Here is a 16,032-nt window from a genome sequence, read left to right on the forward strand (position 1 = left end):
GGCTCAACTAACGCTCCTGCTGGTGAGTGGGGCGGGGGTAGCTGCCCGTCTGACCGGTACCGGCCTGACGGCCCTGCTGGATGCCCCGTCGGAGATTGGTCAGCCGTCCGCGCACCTCGTCGGGTGCACGCGAGACCTGCGGGCCCGCCTGGTTCGACTGCTGCTGGGCCGTGCCCGCCACCAGGTTGGCGCGGGGCACGCGGCGCGGCAGTCCGGACGTGGTCACGCCGCCCGCGGAGGGCTGACGGACCCGTTCGGCCTGCCGGACGAGCTCGTCGTTCGGCGAGCTGCGCCAGGAGGCGGGATTCTGACCGTTCTGCCCGTCCGGGACCGCCGTGGGGGAGGCGGGCGACGGACGGGAAGCTGCTGCGGGGCCCTGCGGCCGGCGCTCCGGCTCGGGAGCGGGGCCGCCGGACTGCTGCTGGTTGAACCAGTTGGTCTCCAGCGTGTCGTAGAGCGGGGTGCGCCCGTCGCCGGGGCCCGAGGCCGGCGGGAGTGCCTCCGGCTCGGTCCGCGCCGGCTGCTGCGGGGCACCTCGGTCCGGACGCTGCGGGGCGGTGTCACGGGGACGGCCGCCGGCCGGACCCGGCCGCTCGAACTGGCCTGTGGAGCCCATGTCCTGCCGGCCCTGCTGCCGCTCGCCGTAGCCCGGCGCGGGGTACTGGCCGCTGGTGGAGGAGTCCTGCCGCGGTGCCGGGTACTGGCCGCTCGTGGAGGAGTCCTGCCGCGGTGCCGGGTACTGGCCGCTGGTGGAGGAGTCCTGCCGCGGCGCCGGGTACTGGCCGCTCGTGGAGGAGTCCTGCCGCGGTACGGGGTACTGCCCGGTGGACGCCGGGTCCTGGCCGCCGTACACATCGCCACGGACGAACTGCCCGGTGCCCTGCTGCGCGTTGTTCGTGGGGCGCGGGGCGTTGTAGTCGGGGCGGGCGAACTCGGCGGTGGAGCCCGGGCCGTGACGGTCGTCGACACGCGGGATCTGCGCCGTGGAGTCCGGCTCCTCGTGGCCGCGCGGGGCGTCGAGCGAGGCGCGCGGCACCGGCGGCTGCGCGGTGTCGTTGCCCCAACTCGGCGTACGCGGCTGCTGGTTGCCGCCCGGCAGCTCGGCGCGCGCACCGCCGCGCGGCGGCAGCTGCGGCCGGCGGCCACCCTGGTCACCGGCGTCGTTGGCACGCGGCTGCGGGACCTGGCCGCGGCCGGCGGCGGGACCGTCGCCGAAGCCGCCCTGGCGGTTCTGCTGGGACGCCGGGCCCTGGCCGAAGGCCGCCGCGGCACCCTGGCGGCCCTGCTGCGGGCCACCGAACGAGTCCTGGCCGCCGCCGAAGCCGGGGCGGTCCTGCGGGCCGCGCGGAGCGCCGCCCTGCGGGGCGGGCCGCTGCGGGCCGCCGTCCCGTCCGGGCAGCGCGGCTCGCGAACCCGTGCCCGGGACCTGGCGCGAGGGGGTCGAGCCGAGCAGTCCGGCACCCGCGGAGGGAGCGCCCGTGCCGGCGGCACGACGTGCGGCGGCGGCACCGGCCGCGGCCTGCGCGGCCGCCGGGCCACCGCTGGACGGGGGACCGCCGGCACCCGGCTTGCCGGGCTTCCTGCCGCCCTGGGCGACGTCGACGGGGAGCATGACCAGCGCGGTCGTACCGCCGGAGTCGGAGGGACGCAGCTGGATGCGGATGCCGTGGCGCTGCGACAGACGACCGACCACGAACAGACCCATGCGGCGGGAGACCGAGACGTCCACGGTGGGCGGCGACGCGAGCCGCTCGTTGATCGCGGCCAGGTCCTCGGGGGAGAGGCCGATACCGGTGTCGTGGATCTCGATGAGAACACGGCCGTCGGGCAGCGCGTGACCGGTGACCTTGACCTTGGTCTGCGGTGAGGAGAACGACGTGGCGTTCTCCAGCAGCTCGGCGAGCAGGTGCACGAGGTCGTTGACGACGCGGCCGGCGACCTCGGTGGAGGGCACCGCGGCCAGTTCGATGCGCTCGTACTGCTCCACCTCGGAGGCGGCGGCGCGGAGCACGTCGACCAGCGGGACCGGGCGGGTCCAGCGGCGGCCCGGCTCCTCACCGGCCAGAACGAGGAGGTTCTCACCGTTACGGCGCATACGCGTCGCGAGGTGGTCGAGCTTGAAGAGCGAGGACAGCTGGTCCGGGTCGGCCTCACGGGACTCGAGCTCGGAGATCAGGGACAGCTGACGCTGGATGAGACCCTGCGAGCGGCGCGAGAGGTTGGTGAACATCGCGTTGACGTTGCCCCGCAGAAGGGCCTGCTCGGCGGCGAGGCGGACCGCCTCGCGGTGCACGTCGTCGAAGGCCGCGGCCACCTGGCCGATCTCGTCCCGGGAGTGCACACCGACCGACTCGACGGAGGTGTCGACGTCCTGCGGGTCCGACTCGGACAGCTGCTTGACCAGCTCGGGCAGACGGTCCTGGGCGACCTTGGTCGCGGTGTCCTGGAGACGGCGCAGGGACCGGATCATGGAGCGGGCCACGACGAAGGCGCCGACGAGCGACACACCGAGGACGATGAGGATCAGCGCACCGTTGATGATCGCGTCGCGCTCGGAGGAGTTCCTCAGCTCACGGGCCTTCTGCTCCATCTCGTTGAGGAGCGTCAGCTCGATCTTGCCCATGGCCTGGATCTTGGTGGAGTCGGCGTCCATCCAGTCGCGGTACGAGCGCTTGCCGCGCTGCGACTGGAGCTTCAGCCCGTCCTCCTGCTTCAGCACACGCTGCGCGTAGGTGTCGGACTCCTTGATCGTGGCGTTGCCGTCGTCGATCGGCTTCAGCAGGTCGTCGGAGTTGCCCGCGTAGATGTTCTTGAAGACGTTGAGGTCGGCCTGCTCCTTGTTGTAGGCGGAGAGCGCGTAGCGCCGGTCCGTCTCCGAGAGCTTGCCGGGGTCGGTGTTGTTGGGCGGCAGCGCTGCGGCGATGACGGCACGCTGCACCGACGCGTACTCCTTGGCGGACGAGAACGCCGCCAGGGCACGGGTGCGCTGGATCATCTCCGGGCTGCTGGTCGCCTGCGCCATGTCCGCGGAGAGGCCCAGCAGCTGCGTGATCAGCTGGCTGTAGGCGTCGACCGTCTGGAGGGAGGAGTTGGGGTCCTGGTAGGCGCGCTCGCGGATGCTCTTGATCTCGGCGAGCTGGCCGGTGATCTGGACGACGTTGGACCGCACGCCCAGCAGACCGCTGTCGCTGCCGGCGTTGTCGATCTCCTGGGTGCCCTCGCGGAAGGACTGCAGGGCACGGTCGGTCTTGTCGCGGGCACCCGTGACGTCGAAGTCGCTGGGCTTGGCACCGTTGGCCAGCGGACCGGCCGAGCTGTCGCGCTCGTCCTGGAGCGCGGCGGCCAGCTGCGTAGCCTGCTTGGTCATGTCCGTCAGCAGCTTCATGTTGTCGAGCTGCTGGATCTCGTTCATCGAGTCGTTGATGCGCAGGGCACCCAGCGAGGTCGCGGCGACCACGGGGAGTGCGAGCAGCGAGACCAGACGGGTCGAGATGCGCCAGTTGCGCAGATGTATTCGGGAGCCGTTGCCGACCGACTCCTTCGACTCCTTGGGCTTCGGAGCCGGGCTCGATGTCGAGGCCACGGGCAGGGCGCCGCCCGACCGGCCCGGACGGGAACCTCGGTCACCGGAGTCGTTGGAAGTTACCGGTCCGGGGTTCTGGGCGTGCTGGGGCGAGGAGCCACGGTCGGTCCCGCCGTGCGGCTCCGGCTCCGCCGCAGCGCTGCCATCCCTCTTGAAACGTCCCTGCACTAGCGTCGCAACCTCTGGACCAGGCGCCCCTCCCGCATGACGGTTGGGACGGTGTCGGCGTCGTCGGGGCGCCTGCGCGCCCCCATTGGTGTGGTCGGTGGGTGACCGGCGCTGCTCCCCCCTTCCACCGCCGCTCGGCGCTGCTCTGCGCCCCTGCGCGCCGGCTCGATCCCGCGGCGGTCCCGGGAATTCCAGCACAGCCCGGGATCTCCAACAAGGCCCGCGCGTCAGGCCGTGACCAGAGTGACGCGTTGTAAGGGTCGTGTCACGAGACGTAGAAAGTGATCTCGCCCATAACGGACTTTTCCCGGCAACTCGCTCCGGTGAGCAGGGTGTCCCAGTCGCCATGATCGGGAGCGGAATGACTGCTTCAGTGGCGCAATGTCCGTTTCCGAGTATCTGGGGCATGGCCTGGAATGTCCCCTTTTGATCCCTGCTCCGTGAGCAAACTCACATGAGCAACCCGGGCTGTTCCTGCGTTTCGCAGGGAATTGGATGTTTAGCCTGACGCTTTACAAGGATGAAGTATTTGGCAACCGGCGCGCGGCGCCCCTAGCGACAGGGTCAGCACGGCAGATGAAGACCACGAGCATGTTCCGGAACATAGCCAACCCGCGGCGCACCACGCTGGCGCACCTTGAGGACGCCGGCGAACTGCAGACCCTGGAGGGACCGGAGCACGCCGTCGAGCTGCCGACCCGTACCGCCAACCCGCGCCGCACCGTCCTGATGGTGGCCCCCCAGCAGGTGCCCGCCGCATAGTTCCCGACGCTCCGCCGCGCGTCGCGTCCGGGTCGGGGCGCAGGTAATGCGCGGGGCAGGAGCCCCTTGCCGCGTTAGCCTGGAGCGTCAGACTCCAGCAAGCTCAGTGAGGGGCACAAGGCACCCGTGCGCATCGCCAGGTTCTCCATCGACGGCAATGTCGCCTTCGGCGCGGTCGAGGGCGACAGTCCCGACGAGTTCGTCCTCGACATCATCAAGGGCATCCCGTTCGCGGACTTCGAGCTCTCCGGCACGAAGGTCCCGCTGAGCAAGGTGCGGCTGCTGCCCCCGGTGCTCCCCAACAAGGTCGTGGCCTTCGGCCGCAACTACACGGAGCACGCGAAGGAGCTGGGCAACGACGTGCCCGACGCCCCCTTCGCCTTCTTCAAGCCGTCCACCTCCGTGATCGGCCCGGGCGACGCGATCGCCCAGCCCTCCTTCTCCGAGGAACTGCACCACGAGGCCGAGCTGGCCGTCGTCATCGGCCGTATGTGCCGCGAGGTCCCGCGCGAGCGGGTCAAGGACGTCATCCTCGGCTACACCTGCGCCAACGACGTCACCGCACGCGACGTGCAGCGGCGTGAGAAGCAGTGGGCGCGGGCCAAGGGCTTCGACACCTCCTGCCCCCTCGGCCCCTGGGTGGAGACGGACCTCGACCCCGCCGACCTCACCATCCAGTGCACGGTCAACGGCCAGCAGCGCCAACTGGGCCGCACCAGCGAGATGATCCACCCCATCGAGGATCTGATCGTGAACATCACCGAGGCCATGACGCTGCTTCCCGGCGACGTCATCCTCACGGGCACCCCGGCAGGGGTAGGCCCCCTCCATGTCGGCGACGAGGTCGCCGTCACCATCGAAGGCATCGGCACTCTCACCAATAAGGTGATCAAGCGTGGCTAACGGATCCTCCCCCAAGCTCTCGGATTCGCCCGAGCAGGGGGTACTCCCTCGCGTACGGTTCTGTCCCTCCCCGACCGGTAACCCGCATGTGGGCCTGGTCCGCACCGCTCTGTTCAACTGGGCGTTCGCGCGGCACACCGGGGGCACGTTCGTCTTCCGCATCGAGGACACCGACGCGGCCCGGGACTCCGAGGAGTCCTACCAGCAGCTGCTCGACTCGCTGCGCTGGCTGGGCTTCACCTGGGACGAGGGTCCCGAGGTGGGCGGCCCCCACGCGCCGTACCGTCAGTCCGAGCGCATGGACCTCTACAAGGACGTCGCGCAGAAGCTCCTCGACGGTGGCTACGCCTACCGCTGCTACTGCTCCACGGAGGAGCTGGACGCCCGTCGCGAGGCCGCCCGCGCCGCCGGCAAGCCGTCCGGCTACGACGGCCACTGCCGCGAGCTCAGCGCCGGCCAGGTCGAGGCCTACGAGGCGGAGGGCCGGGCGCCCATCGTCCGCTTCCGGATGCCGGACGAGCCGATCACCTTCAACGACCTCGTCCGCGGCGAGCTGACCTTCACACCGGAGAACGTGCCGGACTACGGCATCGTCCGCGCGAACGGCGCCCCGCTGTACACGCTGGTCAACCCGGTCGACGATGCGCTGATGGAGATCACGCACGTGCTGCGCGGCGAGGACCTCCTGTCCTCCACGCCGCGCCAGATCGCCCTCTACAAGGCGCTGAGCGAACTCGGCATCGCCAAGTCGGTCCCGGAGTTCGGGCACCTCCCGTACGTCATGGGCGAGGGCAACAAGAAGCTCTCCAAGCGTGACCCCCAGGCCTCGCTGAACCTCTACCGCGAGCGCGGCTTCCTGCCCGAGGGCCTGCTCAACTACCTGTCCCTGCTGGGCTGGTCGCTCGCCGCGGACCGCGACATCTTCACCGTCGACGAGATGGTCGCGGCCTTCGACATCAAGGACGTCAACCCGAACCCGGCCCGCTTCGACCTGAAGAAGGCCGAGGCGATCAACGCCGACCACATCCGGATGCTCGACCCCAAGGCGTTCGCGCAGGCCTGCGAGCCGTGGCTGCGCGCCCCGCACGCTCCCTGGGCGCCGGAGGACTTCGACCAGGCGGCGTGGGAGGCCATCGCACCGCACGCCCAGACCCGGCTGACGGTCCTGTCCGACATCACGCAGAACGTCGACTTCCTCTTCCTGTCCGAGCCGGTCCAGGACGAGGCGTCCTGGCAGAAGGCGATGAAGGAGGGCGCGAAGGACCTGCTGACGACGGCCCGCGCCAACCTGGCCGCGCTGGAGGGAGCCGGCTGGAACGCCGAGTCCCTCAAGGCGGCCGTCCTCGCCGCCGGCGAGGCCCACGGCCTCAAGCTCGGCAAGGCGCAGGCCCCGGTCCGCGTGGCCGTCACCGGCCGCACGGTGGGCCTGCCGCTCTTCGAGTCCCTGGAGGTCCTGGGCACGGAGAAGACCCTGGCCCGCATCGACGCCGCGCTGGCCAAGCTGCCCGCGTAACGCGCACGCCCCGAAGGGTCCGGAAGCCACGACGGCTCCCGGGCCCTTCGCGCGTCCGGGCCCCGGCTTCCCGCCGCCCCGGAAATCGCCGATCCCCGGGCCCCGGGACCCCTCCGGGCGTTACGGTCGGACCATGGAGATCAGAGCCGTGGTCTGGGACATCGACGACACGATCTTCGACTACGCGGGGGCCGACACCGCGGGCATGCGGGCGCATCTGGCCGCCGAGGGCCTGCTGGGGCGGTACGGGACGGCGGAGGCGGCGCTCACGCTGTGGCGGGAGCTCACCGACCGGCACTGGGCCCGCTTCGGAGCGGGCGCCGTCGGCTTCCAGGAGCAGCGCAGGGACCGCGTACGGGACTTCCTGGCCGTCGGTGGATCGGTGGCCGGACCCATGGACGACGCCGACGCCGATGCCTGGTTCGGCCGGTACGTACGCCACTACGAGGCCGCCTGGGCGCTCTTCCCGGACACGCTGCCCGCACTCGACGCACTGGCCGGCGACTACCGGCACGCCGTGCTGTCCAACTCCGCCCTGACCGCCCAGGACCGCAAGCTGCGCGCCCTCGGCGTCCGTGACCGCTTCGAGGCGGTCCTCTGCGCCGCCGAACTCGGCGTCTCCAAGCCCGCCCCCGAGGCGTTCCTCGCCGCGTGCGACGCCCTCGGGCTGCGGCCTTCCGAAGTGGCGTACGTCGGCGACCAGCCGGAGACCGATGCACGCGGCGCCAGTGATGCGGGACTGCTCGGGATCTGGCTCGATCGCAACGGATCGGGAGGGGTGCGCGAGGAGCTCCCGTCGGGCGTGCACCGCATCACCGGTCTCGCGGAGCTTCCCGGGCTGCTGCGCGCCGATACCCGTTTTGGAGCGCCGTCCACCTTCGGGTAATGTTCTTCCTGCGCCGCCCGAGAGGGCCGAAAGGCCGGGCCGGGAAGCGCACACCGAACAAACCCCCGCAGGGGGTTGAGTTTTGGTGGGGTATGGTGTAATTGGCAGCACGACTGATTCTGGTTCAGTTAGTCTAGGTTCGAGTCCTGGTACCCCAGCTCGCAGAGCTTCTCTGCAAAGCCCCCGTTGTGTAGCGGCCTAGCACGCTGCCCTCTCAAGGCAGTAGCGCCGGTTCGAATCCGGTCGGGGGTACAGATCCTTCCCGCGAGGGCAGTCGGGTCGCACCCGCTGTTGTCGATGCAGGATCGCTAGGGCCCCCGTTGTGTAGCGGCCTAGCACGCCGCCCTCTCAAGGCGGTAGCGCCGGTTCGAATCCGGTCGGGGGTACTGTCGGTGACTAGCTGGTCTAGACCACCGTTGGGCTATGGTGTAATTGGCAGCACGACTGATTCTGGTTCAGTTAGTTTAGGTTCGAGTCCTGGTAGCCCAGCTTGATCATGTCGTATGGCACGATCTTGCCCCCGTTGTGTAGCGGCCTAGCACGCCGCCCTCTCAAGGCGGTAGCGCCGGTTCGAATCCGGTCGGGGGTACACGAAGAGAAGCCCTCCCCATCAGGGGAGGGCTTCTTCGTCGTTCCTGCTCCTTCTCCTGCCGCTCCTGCCGCCGCTGTCGTCGCCCGGCGCGCTCCCGGCCCGCCGCGGCGTCGGGGCGGGCCAGGAACAGGGCCGGACGAGATCGGCCGGGGAGTGCGGCCGGGAGCGGGCGGGGTCAGCCGCTGCGGCGCAGGGCCTCCGACAGCCGGCCGGCCGCGTCGATGACCGCCTGCGCATGCATCCGCCCCGGGTGCCGTGTCAGCCGCTCGATCGGTCCGGAGACCGAGACGGCGGCCACCACACGGTTCGAGGGCCCCCGGACCGGCGCGGAGACCGAGGCCACGCCCGGCTCGCGCTCACCGATCGACTGGGCCCAGCCCCGGCGCCGTACGCCCGACAGTGCCGTCGCCGTGAAGCGTGCGCCCTGAAGGCCCCTGTGCAGCCGCTCCGGCTCCTCCCAGGCCATGAGGATCTGCGCCGACGAGCCCGCCTTCATCGTGAGCGTGGAGCCCACCGGGACCGTGTCCCTGAGGCCGGACAGGCGCTCCGCCGCGGCGACGCAGATGCGCATGTCGCCCTGGCGGCGGTAGAGCTGCGCGCTCTCGCCCGTCACATCGCGCAGATGCGTCAGCACCGGACCCGCCGTCGCCAGCAGACGGTCCTCGCCGGCCGCAGCCGCCAGCTCGGCGAGGCGCGGGCCGAGGATGAACCGGCCCTGCATGTCCCTCGCCACCATCCGGTGGTGCTCCAAGGCCACGGCGAGGCGATGTGCCGTGGGTCGTGCCAGTCCGGTCGCCGCGACCAGGCCCGCGAGGGTGGCCGGACCGGATTCCAGGGCGCTCAGTACAAGGGCTGCCTTGTCCAGAACGCCGACGCCGCTACTGTTGTCCATGCAACGATACTTGCGTCTCACTCTGTGAAACGCAAGTTCAATTTCGCCGAGAACTTGCGACCCTGGACACACAGCGGCCCGCGGACCAACGGGCCAGGTCGTCGGACGTCCGGTACGAGGGGCGGGCGCGCGGCACAGATCTCTAGTTGGGCCGGCCCAAGACGCCGGCCGAAGGGAAAGCGATGGGTAGGACACTCGCGGAGAAGGTCTGGGACGACCACGTCGTCCGGCGCGCCGAGGGCGAGCCCGACCTCCTCTTCATCGATCTGCACCTGCTGCACGAGGTGACCAGCCCCCAGGCCTTCGACGGCCTGCGCCAGAACGGCCGTCCGGTGCGGCGTCTCGACCTCACCATCGCGACCGAGGACCACAACACCCCCACCCTCGACATCGACAAGCCCATCGCGGACCCCGTCTCGCGCGCCCAGCTGGAGACCCTGCGCAAGAACTGCGCCGAGTTCGGTGTGCGGCTGCACCCGCTGGGCGACGTCGAGCAGGGCGTCGTCCACGTCGTGGGACCGCAGCTCGGCCTGACCCAGCCCGGCACGACCGTGGTCTGCGGTGACTCGCACACCTCCACGCACGGTGCCTTCGGCGCCCTGGCCTTCGGTATCGGCACCTCGCAGGTCGAGCACGTGCTGGCCACCCAGACGCTGCCGCTGGCCCGGCCCAAGACCATGGCGATCACCGTCGAGGGCGAGCTGCCGGACGGCGTCACCGCCAAGGACCTGATCCTCGCGATCATCGCCCGGATCGGTACCGGCGGCGGCCAGGGCTACATCCTGGAGTACCGCGGCTCGGCCATCGAGAAGCTCTCGATGGAGGCCCGGATGACCATCTGCAACATGTCCATCGAGGCCGGCGCCCGCGCGGGCATGATCGCCCCGGACGAGACGACCTTCGACTACCTGAAGGGCCGCGCGCACGCCCCCGAGGGCGAGGACTGGGACGCCGCCGTCGCGTACTGGAAGACGCTGCGGACGGACGACGACGCGGTCTTCGACGCCGAGGTGTTCATCGACGCCGCCGAGCTGTCCCCGTTCGTCACCTGGGGCACCAACCCCGGCCAGGGCGCGCCCCTTTCGGCGAGTGTCCCCGACCCGGCTTCGTACGAGGACGCTTCGGAGCGCCTGGCCGCGGAAAAGGCCCTGGAGTACATGGGGTTGACCGCCGGACAGCCGCTGCGCGACATCAAGGTCGACACCGTCTTCGTAGGTTCCTGCACGAACGGCCGCATCGAGGACCTGCGCGCCGCCGCGGGGCTCCTCCACGGCCGCAAAGTCGCCGACGGCGTACGGATGCTGGTGGTCCCCGGCTCCGCGCGGGTCGGTCTCCAGGCCGTCTCGGAGGGCCTGGACAAGGTCTTCAAGGACGCCGGTGCCGAGTGGCGCCACGCGGGCTGTTCCATGTGTCTGGGCATGAACCCCGACCAACTCGCCCCCGGCGAGCGTTCCGCCTCGACCTCGAACCGCAACTTCGAGGGCCGGCAGGGCAAGGGCGGGCGTACCCATCTGGTGTCGCCGCAGGTCGCGGCCGCCACGGCGGTCCTGGGCCACCTGGCCTCGCCCGCCGATCTGTCCGACGCCGACGTGCGTACGCCTGCCGGAGTCTGAGGAAGCGAGGACCTTCGATCATGGAAGCTTTCACCACCCACACCGGCCGGGCCGTCCCGCTGCGTCGCAGCAACGTCGACACCGACCAGATCATCCCCGCCCACTGGCTGAAGAAGGTCACGCGCGACGGGTTCGAGGACGGGCTCTTCGAGGCCTGGCGCAAGGACCCCGAGTTCGTGCTGAACCGGCCCGAGCGGCAGGGCGCCACCGTGCTGGTCGCGGGCCCCGACTTCGGTACGGGCTCCTCGCGCGAGCACGCCGTCTGGGCGCTCCAGAACTACGGCTTCAAGGCCGTGGTCTCGTCCCGTTTCGCCGACATCTTCCGCGGCAATTCGCTGAAGAACGGCCTGCTCACCGTGGTTCTGGAGCAGCAGGTCGTGGACCGGCTGTGGGAGCTCGTGGAGAAGGACCCGCAGGCCGAGATCACGGTGGACCTGGAGGCCCGTGAGGTGCGCGCCGAGGGCGTCACCGCCTCCTTCGAGCTGGACGAGAACTCCCGCTGGCGGCTGCTGAACGGCCTCGACGACATCAGCATCACGCTGCAGAACGAGCAGGACATTGCCGCCTACGAGGTGAAGCGGCCCTCCCACAAGCCGCGGACCCTCCAGGCCTGACGGCCGCGAGCCCGCCGCTCCCGAAGCCTCGTCGCCCGGGTCCGGCGGCCGGACGAACCCCCGATGTACCCCCATCCGTGCCACGGTTGGGGGTACATCCGTATGCGTGCTTCGCAGGCCTGCGCGGCGCCCCGAACGGCCCCGTCCGATGGCCCAACTCGCCTGACTTCAGGCCGTGATGAGGCCGAAACCCCCCTTGCGGCCCGACCCCCTGAAGGTCCGGGAAACGACGTCCGCGTACGGTAGTTGCCCCCCTGGGCAGGCGACAACTCGCCCCAGATGGCACAATCGGTGCATGGATCGTGACAGCCAACTCGAGCTCTACCAGGCGGTCGCGGCCCGGCTCAAGGAAGCGCACACAACTGTGCGCGCACTGCAAGTCCCGGAGGGCGTACGGATGGCGCTGACCCGGAAGCTGCTGGTCATTACGGCCGCGGCCAAGCACGATCTCGCCGGTGCGGCACGGCGTCTCGAGCGTTTCGAAGCCGACATCGACGAGGGCCGTTTCCCCGAAGACGCATGAGCGTCAAGTCGCGACGAACTGCGGCAACGCCGAGTTCGTTGCGGCACAAGGGTGATTAGCCCGTTTCGTGTTTGATTTGCGGTATATATCTGCCTAACGTGCGAAAAAGCTTGAACACATTCGTTCTGGCGATGTCTCCGAAGGGGAAGACGTGAACAAGGCGCAGCTCGTAGAAGCGATTGCCGACAAGATGGGCGGGCGTCAGCAGGCCGCTGACGCGGTCGACCACGTACTCGACGCCATCGTCCGCGCCGTCGTGAGCGGCGAGCGGGTGTCGGTCACCGGCTTCGGCTCGTTCGAGAAGGTCGACCGGCCCGCCCGTTACGCCCGTAACCCGCAGACCGGTGAGCGCGTCCGGGTCAAGAAGACCTCGGTTCCCCGCTTCCGTGCGGGCCAGGGCTTCAAGGACCTGGTGGGCGGCACGAAGAAGCTCCCGAAGGGCGGCGAGGTCTCCGTCAAGAAGGCCCCCAAGGGCAGCCTCATGGCCGTTGCGGCCAAGAAGGCCGCCGCCAAGAAGGCGACGGCGAAGAAGACCACCGCGAAGAAGGTCACCGCGAAGAAGGCGGCGCCCGCGAAGAAGGTCACCGCCAAGAAGACCGCCGTGAAGAAGACCACGGCCGCCAAGAAGGCGACGGCCGCCAAGAAGACCACGGCCAAGAAGGCGACGGCGAAGAAGACCACCGCCAAGAAGGCCACGGCCAAGAAGACCGCGCCTGCGAAGAAGGTCACCGCCAAGAAGGCGCCGGCCAAGAAGTCGTCGGCCCGCAAGACCACCGCCAAGAAGGCCACCGCCCGCGGTTGATCGGCACACTCGGGCAGTCACGCGCCGGGCCGGGCTCCTGCTGGGAGCCCGGCCCGCGGCGTGTGATCGGAGTGGTGGAAGTGCCTGGAGTGCCCCGCCCTCGGGGCCGTCAGAGCGTCTGAAGCGTCACCAGCGTGATGCGGCGTTCGTCGCCCTCGCCCGCCACCTCGAGGCGCACCCGCTGCCCCGGGCGCAGCAGCCGGAGGCCGCCCGCGTCGAACGCCGCGGCGTCGAAGGGCATCGGGGTGCCGTCGTCCAGCAGCACACTGCCGCTGCGGGTCTCGGGGTCGTACGTGTACGAGGTCGCCTGCATGGGGGAAGCGTAGGCGACCGGTCGTGCCGGTACATCCGGTGCTCAGTCCGTGATCAGCAGGCGGGCCGCCGCGGCCGCCGTGCACGGGCCGACTCCCAGGGCGAGCGCGGCCCGCAGGTCGTCGCCGGTGTCCACGTCCTGGCGCACGGAACCGACCCCCTCCACGGAGAGTTCCGCGGCCCCGGAAGCCCTGTGCCGCGCCCGTGAACCGGGGCCGAATGCCGGACGCAATTCCGTGCCGGCGCCGGCCGCCAGAAGCGTTGTGCCGATTCCGGCGGCATCCGACAGAAAAGCGCGCGGAAAGAGCGCCGCGGCATCGAGGACCCGAGCCAGCTCGGCCGGGCGCAGCGCGGGCAGATCGGCGTTCAGCGCGGCCAGCGCGGCGTCCGGGCGCAGCGCGCGGACCGCGGCCGCGCCGTGTACGAGCGCGGCGTTGAGACCGGCCGCCGGCAGGTCGGGGACGATCCGGGCGCCGAGCGCGGAGAGCTCCGCGCCCGCGGGGACGTCGTCCGTGACGACCACCACATCCCGCACCGCGCGGCAGGCCGTCGCCGCGCCCACCGTGTCCTGCGCGAACGCCAGGGCGAGCGAGGGGCGCACGTCGTCGCCCGCGGTGTCCGCCAGCCTGCTCTTGGCCCGCACGAGCGGCTTCAGCGGTATGACCAGGCTCCACTGCACCGGCGTTCCGTCCCTTCCCCAGTGCGCCCATTGTGACCTGCCCGGCCCGTCCCGCCGTGACCCGCGCGGCGGCAGGGGCGGTGGTTCCGTGCGGCGCGCCGTCGCATGTGAGGAGGCCCGCGAACCGCTGCCGGAGGCGGTGGGGGGTTGCGGGTGGGCGTACCGTGTTCTCGACAGACCGGCGGCCTGGGGCGACACTTGTGCGGCTGACCAGGTCCTAGAGGAAGGTGTCCGTGTGTCCCGCCGCAGAATCGGCTTCTGGTACCGCTTTGCAGCGGTTCTGTGCAAACCGCCGCTGGTGGTTCTGATGAAGCGGGACTGGCGCGGAATCGAGAACATTCCGGCCGAAGGCGGATTTATCACCGCGGTGAACCACAATTCGCATGTGGACCCCTTCGCCTACGCCCACTTTCAGTACAACACCGGACGGGTTCCGCGTTTCCTCGCGAAGGACGGCCTTTTCAAGAAGGGCTTCATCGGTGCGGCCATGCGCGGCACCGGGCAGATCCCCGTGTACCGCGAGAGCACGGACGCGCTGAGCGCCTTCCGGGCCGCCATCGACGCCGTCCAGCGCGGCGAGTGCGTCGCCTTCTACCCGGAGGGCACCCTCACCCGCGACCCCGACCTGTGGCCCATGACGGGAAAGACCGGCGCCGCACGCGTGGCCCTCGAGACCAAGTGCCCGGTCATCCCGATCGCCCAGTGGGGCGCCAACCTGCTGCTCCCGCCGTACGCGAAGAAGGCCCATCCGTGGCCCCGCAAGACGCACCAGGTGCTCGCCGGGCCGCCCGTCGACCTGTCGCGCTTCTACGACCGGGAGATGACCCCGGAACTCCTCAAGGAAGCCACCGAGACCATCATGGCCGCCGTCACCGCGCAGCTGGAGGTGCTGCGCGGCGAGAAGGCGCCCGAGCACGTCTACGACCCGCGTGAGGTGCGCATCGCCCAGCGCCGCAGGGCCGCCGCCCGGCGGCAGGGCGACGCCGGAGCGGCGGGCGACGCCGCCGGTGCGGCGGAGGCCGGCGACGCCGTGGACGGGGCGAAGGCCGCCGTCGGCGAGGACGCGGAGGGCGGCAAGTGACCAGTTCCCCCGAGTCCGGCCGGTCCGGCAGGCCCGTGAAGGCGGCCGTCTTCGGCACCGGTTCCTGGGGCACCGCCTTCGGCATGGTGCTCGCCGACGCGGGATGCGACGTCACCCTGTGGGGGCGCCGCGCCGCACTCGCCACCGCGGTCAACTCCGCCCGCACCAATCCCGACTACCTGCCCGGCATCGAGCTCCCCGAGAACCTCCGCGCCACCACCGACGCCGCCGAGGCCGCGGCCGGAGCCGACTTCACGGTCCTCGCCGTGCCCTCGCAGACCCTGCGCGGCAACCTCGCCGACTGGGCGCCCCTGCTGGCCCGGGACACGGTCCTCGTCTCCCTGATGAAGGGCGTCGAACTCGGCTCCGCGATGCGCATGAGCGAGGTCGTCGAGGACGTCACCAAGGTCGATCCGGAGCGCATCGCCGTGGTCACCGGGCCCAACCTGGCCCGGGAGATCGCCGCCCGGATGCCCGCCGCCGCGGTGGTCGCCTGCCGCGACGAAGCGGTCGCGCGGCGCCTCCAGGCCGCCTGCCACACCCCGTACTTCCGCCCCTACACCAACACCGACGTCGTCGGATGCGAACTCGGCGGCGCGGTCAAGAACGTCATCGGGCTCGCGGTCGGCATCGCCGACGGCATGGGCCTGGGCGACAACGCCAAGGGCTCCCTCATCACCCGGGGCCTCGCCGAGACGACCCGTCTGGGCCTGGCGATGGGCGCCGACCCGCTGACCTTCTCCGGACTGGCGGGCCTCGGCGACCTGGTGGCCACCTGCTCGTCGCCGCTGTCGCGCAACCACACCTTCGGCACCAATCTCGGCAGGGGCATGACCCTGGAGGAGACCATCGCGGTCACCAAGCAGACCGCCGAGGGGGTCAAGTCCTGCGAGTCGGTGCTGGATCTGGCGCGCAGGCACGGCGTCGACATGCCCATCACCGAGACCGTCGTCGGCATCGTCCACGAGGGCAAGCCGCCGGTGGTGGCCCTCAAGGAGCTCATGTCCCGCAGCGCCAAGGCCGAGCGGCACTGAACCGCGGACCCCGGGTGCCGTGCACCACCGCCCGGGGGCAGGAGCATTGCGCTCCGCCAACCGGCGGCGACGCTG

At 70.8% G+C, this 16,032-nt stretch carries 14 protein-coding genes and 5 tRNA genes; 15 read left to right on the forward strand and 4 right to left on the reverse strand.

The window, feature by feature from the left end:
• Positions 1-7 precede the first annotated feature (7 nt).
• Complete coding sequence (locus ACWCP6_RS29100) at positions 8-3,751, reverse strand: nitrate- and nitrite sensing domain-containing protein (RefSeq protein WP_450935549.1); 3,744 nt, start codon at positions 3,749-3,751, stop codon at positions 8-10.
• 576 nt (positions 3,752-4,327) lie between these two features.
• Here ACWCP6_RS29100 and ACWCP6_RS29105 point away from each other — a divergent pair.
• The 9 genes from ACWCP6_RS29105 (at position 4,328) to ACWCP6_RS29145 (ending at position 8,404) form a co-directional block, all read left to right on the forward strand.
• Entirely contained in the window at positions 4,328-4,513 is a 186-nt protein-coding gene (locus tag ACWCP6_RS29105) for a hypothetical protein (protein WP_450935550.1), read from the forward strand.
• A 126-nt stretch (positions 4,514-4,639) separates the two neighbouring features.
• Positions 4,640-5,416, forward strand: a complete 777-nt coding sequence (locus tag ACWCP6_RS29110; RefSeq protein WP_450935551.1) for a fumarylacetoacetate hydrolase family protein — start codon at positions 4,640-4,642, stop codon at positions 5,414-5,416.
• On the forward strand, positions 5,409-6,929 hold the full coding sequence (gltX, locus tag ACWCP6_RS29115; protein WP_450935552.1) for a glutamate--tRNA ligase: 1,521 nt from the start codon (positions 5,409-5,411) through the stop codon (positions 6,927-6,929). Before ACWCP6_RS29110 ends, gltX begins: the two co-directional genes overlap by 8 nt.
• 133 nt (positions 6,930-7,062) lie before the next feature.
• Positions 7,063-7,815 (forward strand): HAD family hydrolase, encoded by a 753-nt coding sequence (locus tag ACWCP6_RS29120; RefSeq protein WP_450935553.1) that lies wholly within the window; start codon positions 7,063-7,065, stop codon positions 7,813-7,815.
• Positions 7,816-7,901: 86 nt separating this feature from the next.
• Positions 7,902-7,973, forward strand: a tRNA-Gln gene (locus tag ACWCP6_RS29125).
• Between the two features lie 21 nt (positions 7,974-7,994).
• A tRNA-Glu gene (locus tag ACWCP6_RS29130) sits at positions 7,995-8,067 on the forward strand.
• A gap of 61 nt (positions 8,068-8,128) precedes the next feature.
• Positions 8,129-8,201: transfer RNA gene (locus ACWCP6_RS29135), tRNA-Glu, on the forward strand.
• Positions 8,202-8,232: 31 nt separating this feature from the next.
• Positions 8,233-8,304, forward strand: a tRNA-Gln gene (locus ACWCP6_RS29140).
• 27 nt (positions 8,305-8,331) lie between these two features.
• A tRNA-Glu gene (locus tag ACWCP6_RS29145) sits at positions 8,332-8,404 on the forward strand.
• A 178-nt stretch (positions 8,405-8,582) separates the two neighbouring features.
• Here the strand turns inward: ACWCP6_RS29145 and ndgR are convergent.
• Positions 8,583-9,299: an IclR family transcriptional regulator NdgR gene (gene ndgR / locus ACWCP6_RS29150; protein WP_058942291.1), complete on the reverse strand. Its 717-nt coding sequence runs from the start codon at positions 9,297-9,299 to the stop codon at positions 8,583-8,585.
• A 182-nt stretch (positions 9,300-9,481) separates the two neighbouring features.
• Between ndgR and leuC the strand changes: the two genes are divergently transcribed.
• The 4 genes from leuC (at position 9,482) to ACWCP6_RS29170 (ending at position 12,851) form a co-directional block, all read left to right on the forward strand.
• On the forward strand, positions 9,482-10,912 hold the full coding sequence (gene leuC / locus ACWCP6_RS29155; protein WP_450935554.1) for a 3-isopropylmalate dehydratase large subunit: 1,431 nt from the start codon (positions 9,482-9,484) through the stop codon (positions 10,910-10,912).
• 20 nt (positions 10,913-10,932) lie between these two features.
• Positions 10,933-11,526 (forward strand): 3-isopropylmalate dehydratase small subunit, encoded by a 594-nt coding sequence (gene leuD, locus ACWCP6_RS29160; protein WP_450935555.1) that lies wholly within the window; start codon positions 10,933-10,935, stop codon positions 11,524-11,526.
• Between the two features lie 295 nt (positions 11,527-11,821).
• Complete coding sequence (locus tag ACWCP6_RS29165) at positions 11,822-12,049, forward strand: SCO5555 family protein (RefSeq protein WP_450935556.1); 228 nt, start codon at positions 11,822-11,824, stop codon at positions 12,047-12,049.
• 151 nt (positions 12,050-12,200) lie between these two features.
• On the forward strand, positions 12,201-12,851 hold the full coding sequence (locus tag ACWCP6_RS29170; RefSeq protein WP_450935557.1) for an HU family DNA-binding protein: 651 nt from the start codon (positions 12,201-12,203) through the stop codon (positions 12,849-12,851).
• 109 nt (positions 12,852-12,960) lie between these two features.
• Here the strand turns inward: ACWCP6_RS29170 and ACWCP6_RS29175 are convergent, their stop codons facing one another.
• Positions 12,961-13,164 carry a hypothetical protein gene (locus ACWCP6_RS29175; RefSeq protein ID WP_450935558.1) on the reverse strand — a complete coding sequence of 68 codons (204 nt, stop codon included), beginning with the start codon at positions 13,162-13,164 and terminating at the stop codon, positions 12,961-12,963.
• A 42-nt stretch (positions 13,165-13,206) separates the two neighbouring features.
• Positions 13,207-13,842 (reverse strand): 2-phospho-L-lactate guanylyltransferase, encoded by a 636-nt coding sequence (gene cofC / locus ACWCP6_RS29180; RefSeq protein WP_450935559.1) that lies wholly within the window; start codon positions 13,840-13,842, stop codon positions 13,207-13,209.
• Positions 13,843-14,077: 235 nt separating this feature from the next.
• Here cofC and ACWCP6_RS29185 point away from each other — a divergent pair, with 235 nt between their 5' ends.
• On the forward strand, positions 14,078-14,923 hold the full coding sequence (locus tag ACWCP6_RS29185; RefSeq protein ID WP_450935560.1) for a lysophospholipid acyltransferase family protein: 846 nt from the start codon (positions 14,078-14,080) through the stop codon (positions 14,921-14,923).
• Positions 14,920-15,957: an NAD(P)H-dependent glycerol-3-phosphate dehydrogenase gene (locus ACWCP6_RS29190; RefSeq protein WP_450935561.1), complete on the forward strand. Its 1,038-nt coding sequence runs from the start codon at positions 14,920-14,922 to the stop codon at positions 15,955-15,957. The genes ACWCP6_RS29185 and ACWCP6_RS29190 overlap by 4 nt, the downstream gene beginning before the upstream one ends.
• The last annotated feature ends 75 nt before the right edge of the window (positions 15,958-16,032 follow it).

The sequence above is a fragment of the Streptomyces sp. NPDC002004 genome (assembly GCF_053593975.1).

Excerpts from the sequence above, each read along its gene's own strand:
- ACWCP6_RS29120 (WP_450935553.1), top strand. The coding sequence starts at position 7,063 with ATGGAGATCAGAGCCGTGGTCTGGGACATCGACGACACGATCTTCGAC.
- ACWCP6_RS29165 (WP_450935556.1), top strand. The coding sequence starts at position 11,822 with ATGGATCGTGACAGCCAACTCGAGCTCTACCAGGCGGTCGCGGCCCGG.
- ndgR (WP_058942291.1), bottom strand. The coding sequence starts at position 9,299 with ATGGACAACAGTAGCGGCGTCGGCGTTCTGGACAAGGCAGCCCTTGTA.
- ACWCP6_RS29175 (WP_450935558.1), bottom strand. The coding sequence starts at position 13,164 with ATGCAGGCGACCTCGTACACGTACGACCCCGAGACCCGCAGCGGCAGT.
- ACWCP6_RS29105 (WP_450935550.1), top strand. The coding sequence starts at position 4,328 with ATGAAGACCACGAGCATGTTCCGGAACATAGCCAACCCGCGGCGCACC.
- leuC (WP_450935554.1), top strand. The coding sequence starts at position 9,482 with ATGGGTAGGACACTCGCGGAGAAGGTCTGGGACGACCACGTCGTCCGG.
- leuD (WP_450935555.1), top strand. The coding sequence starts at position 10,933 with ATGGAAGCTTTCACCACCCACACCGGCCGGGCCGTCCCGCTGCGTCGC.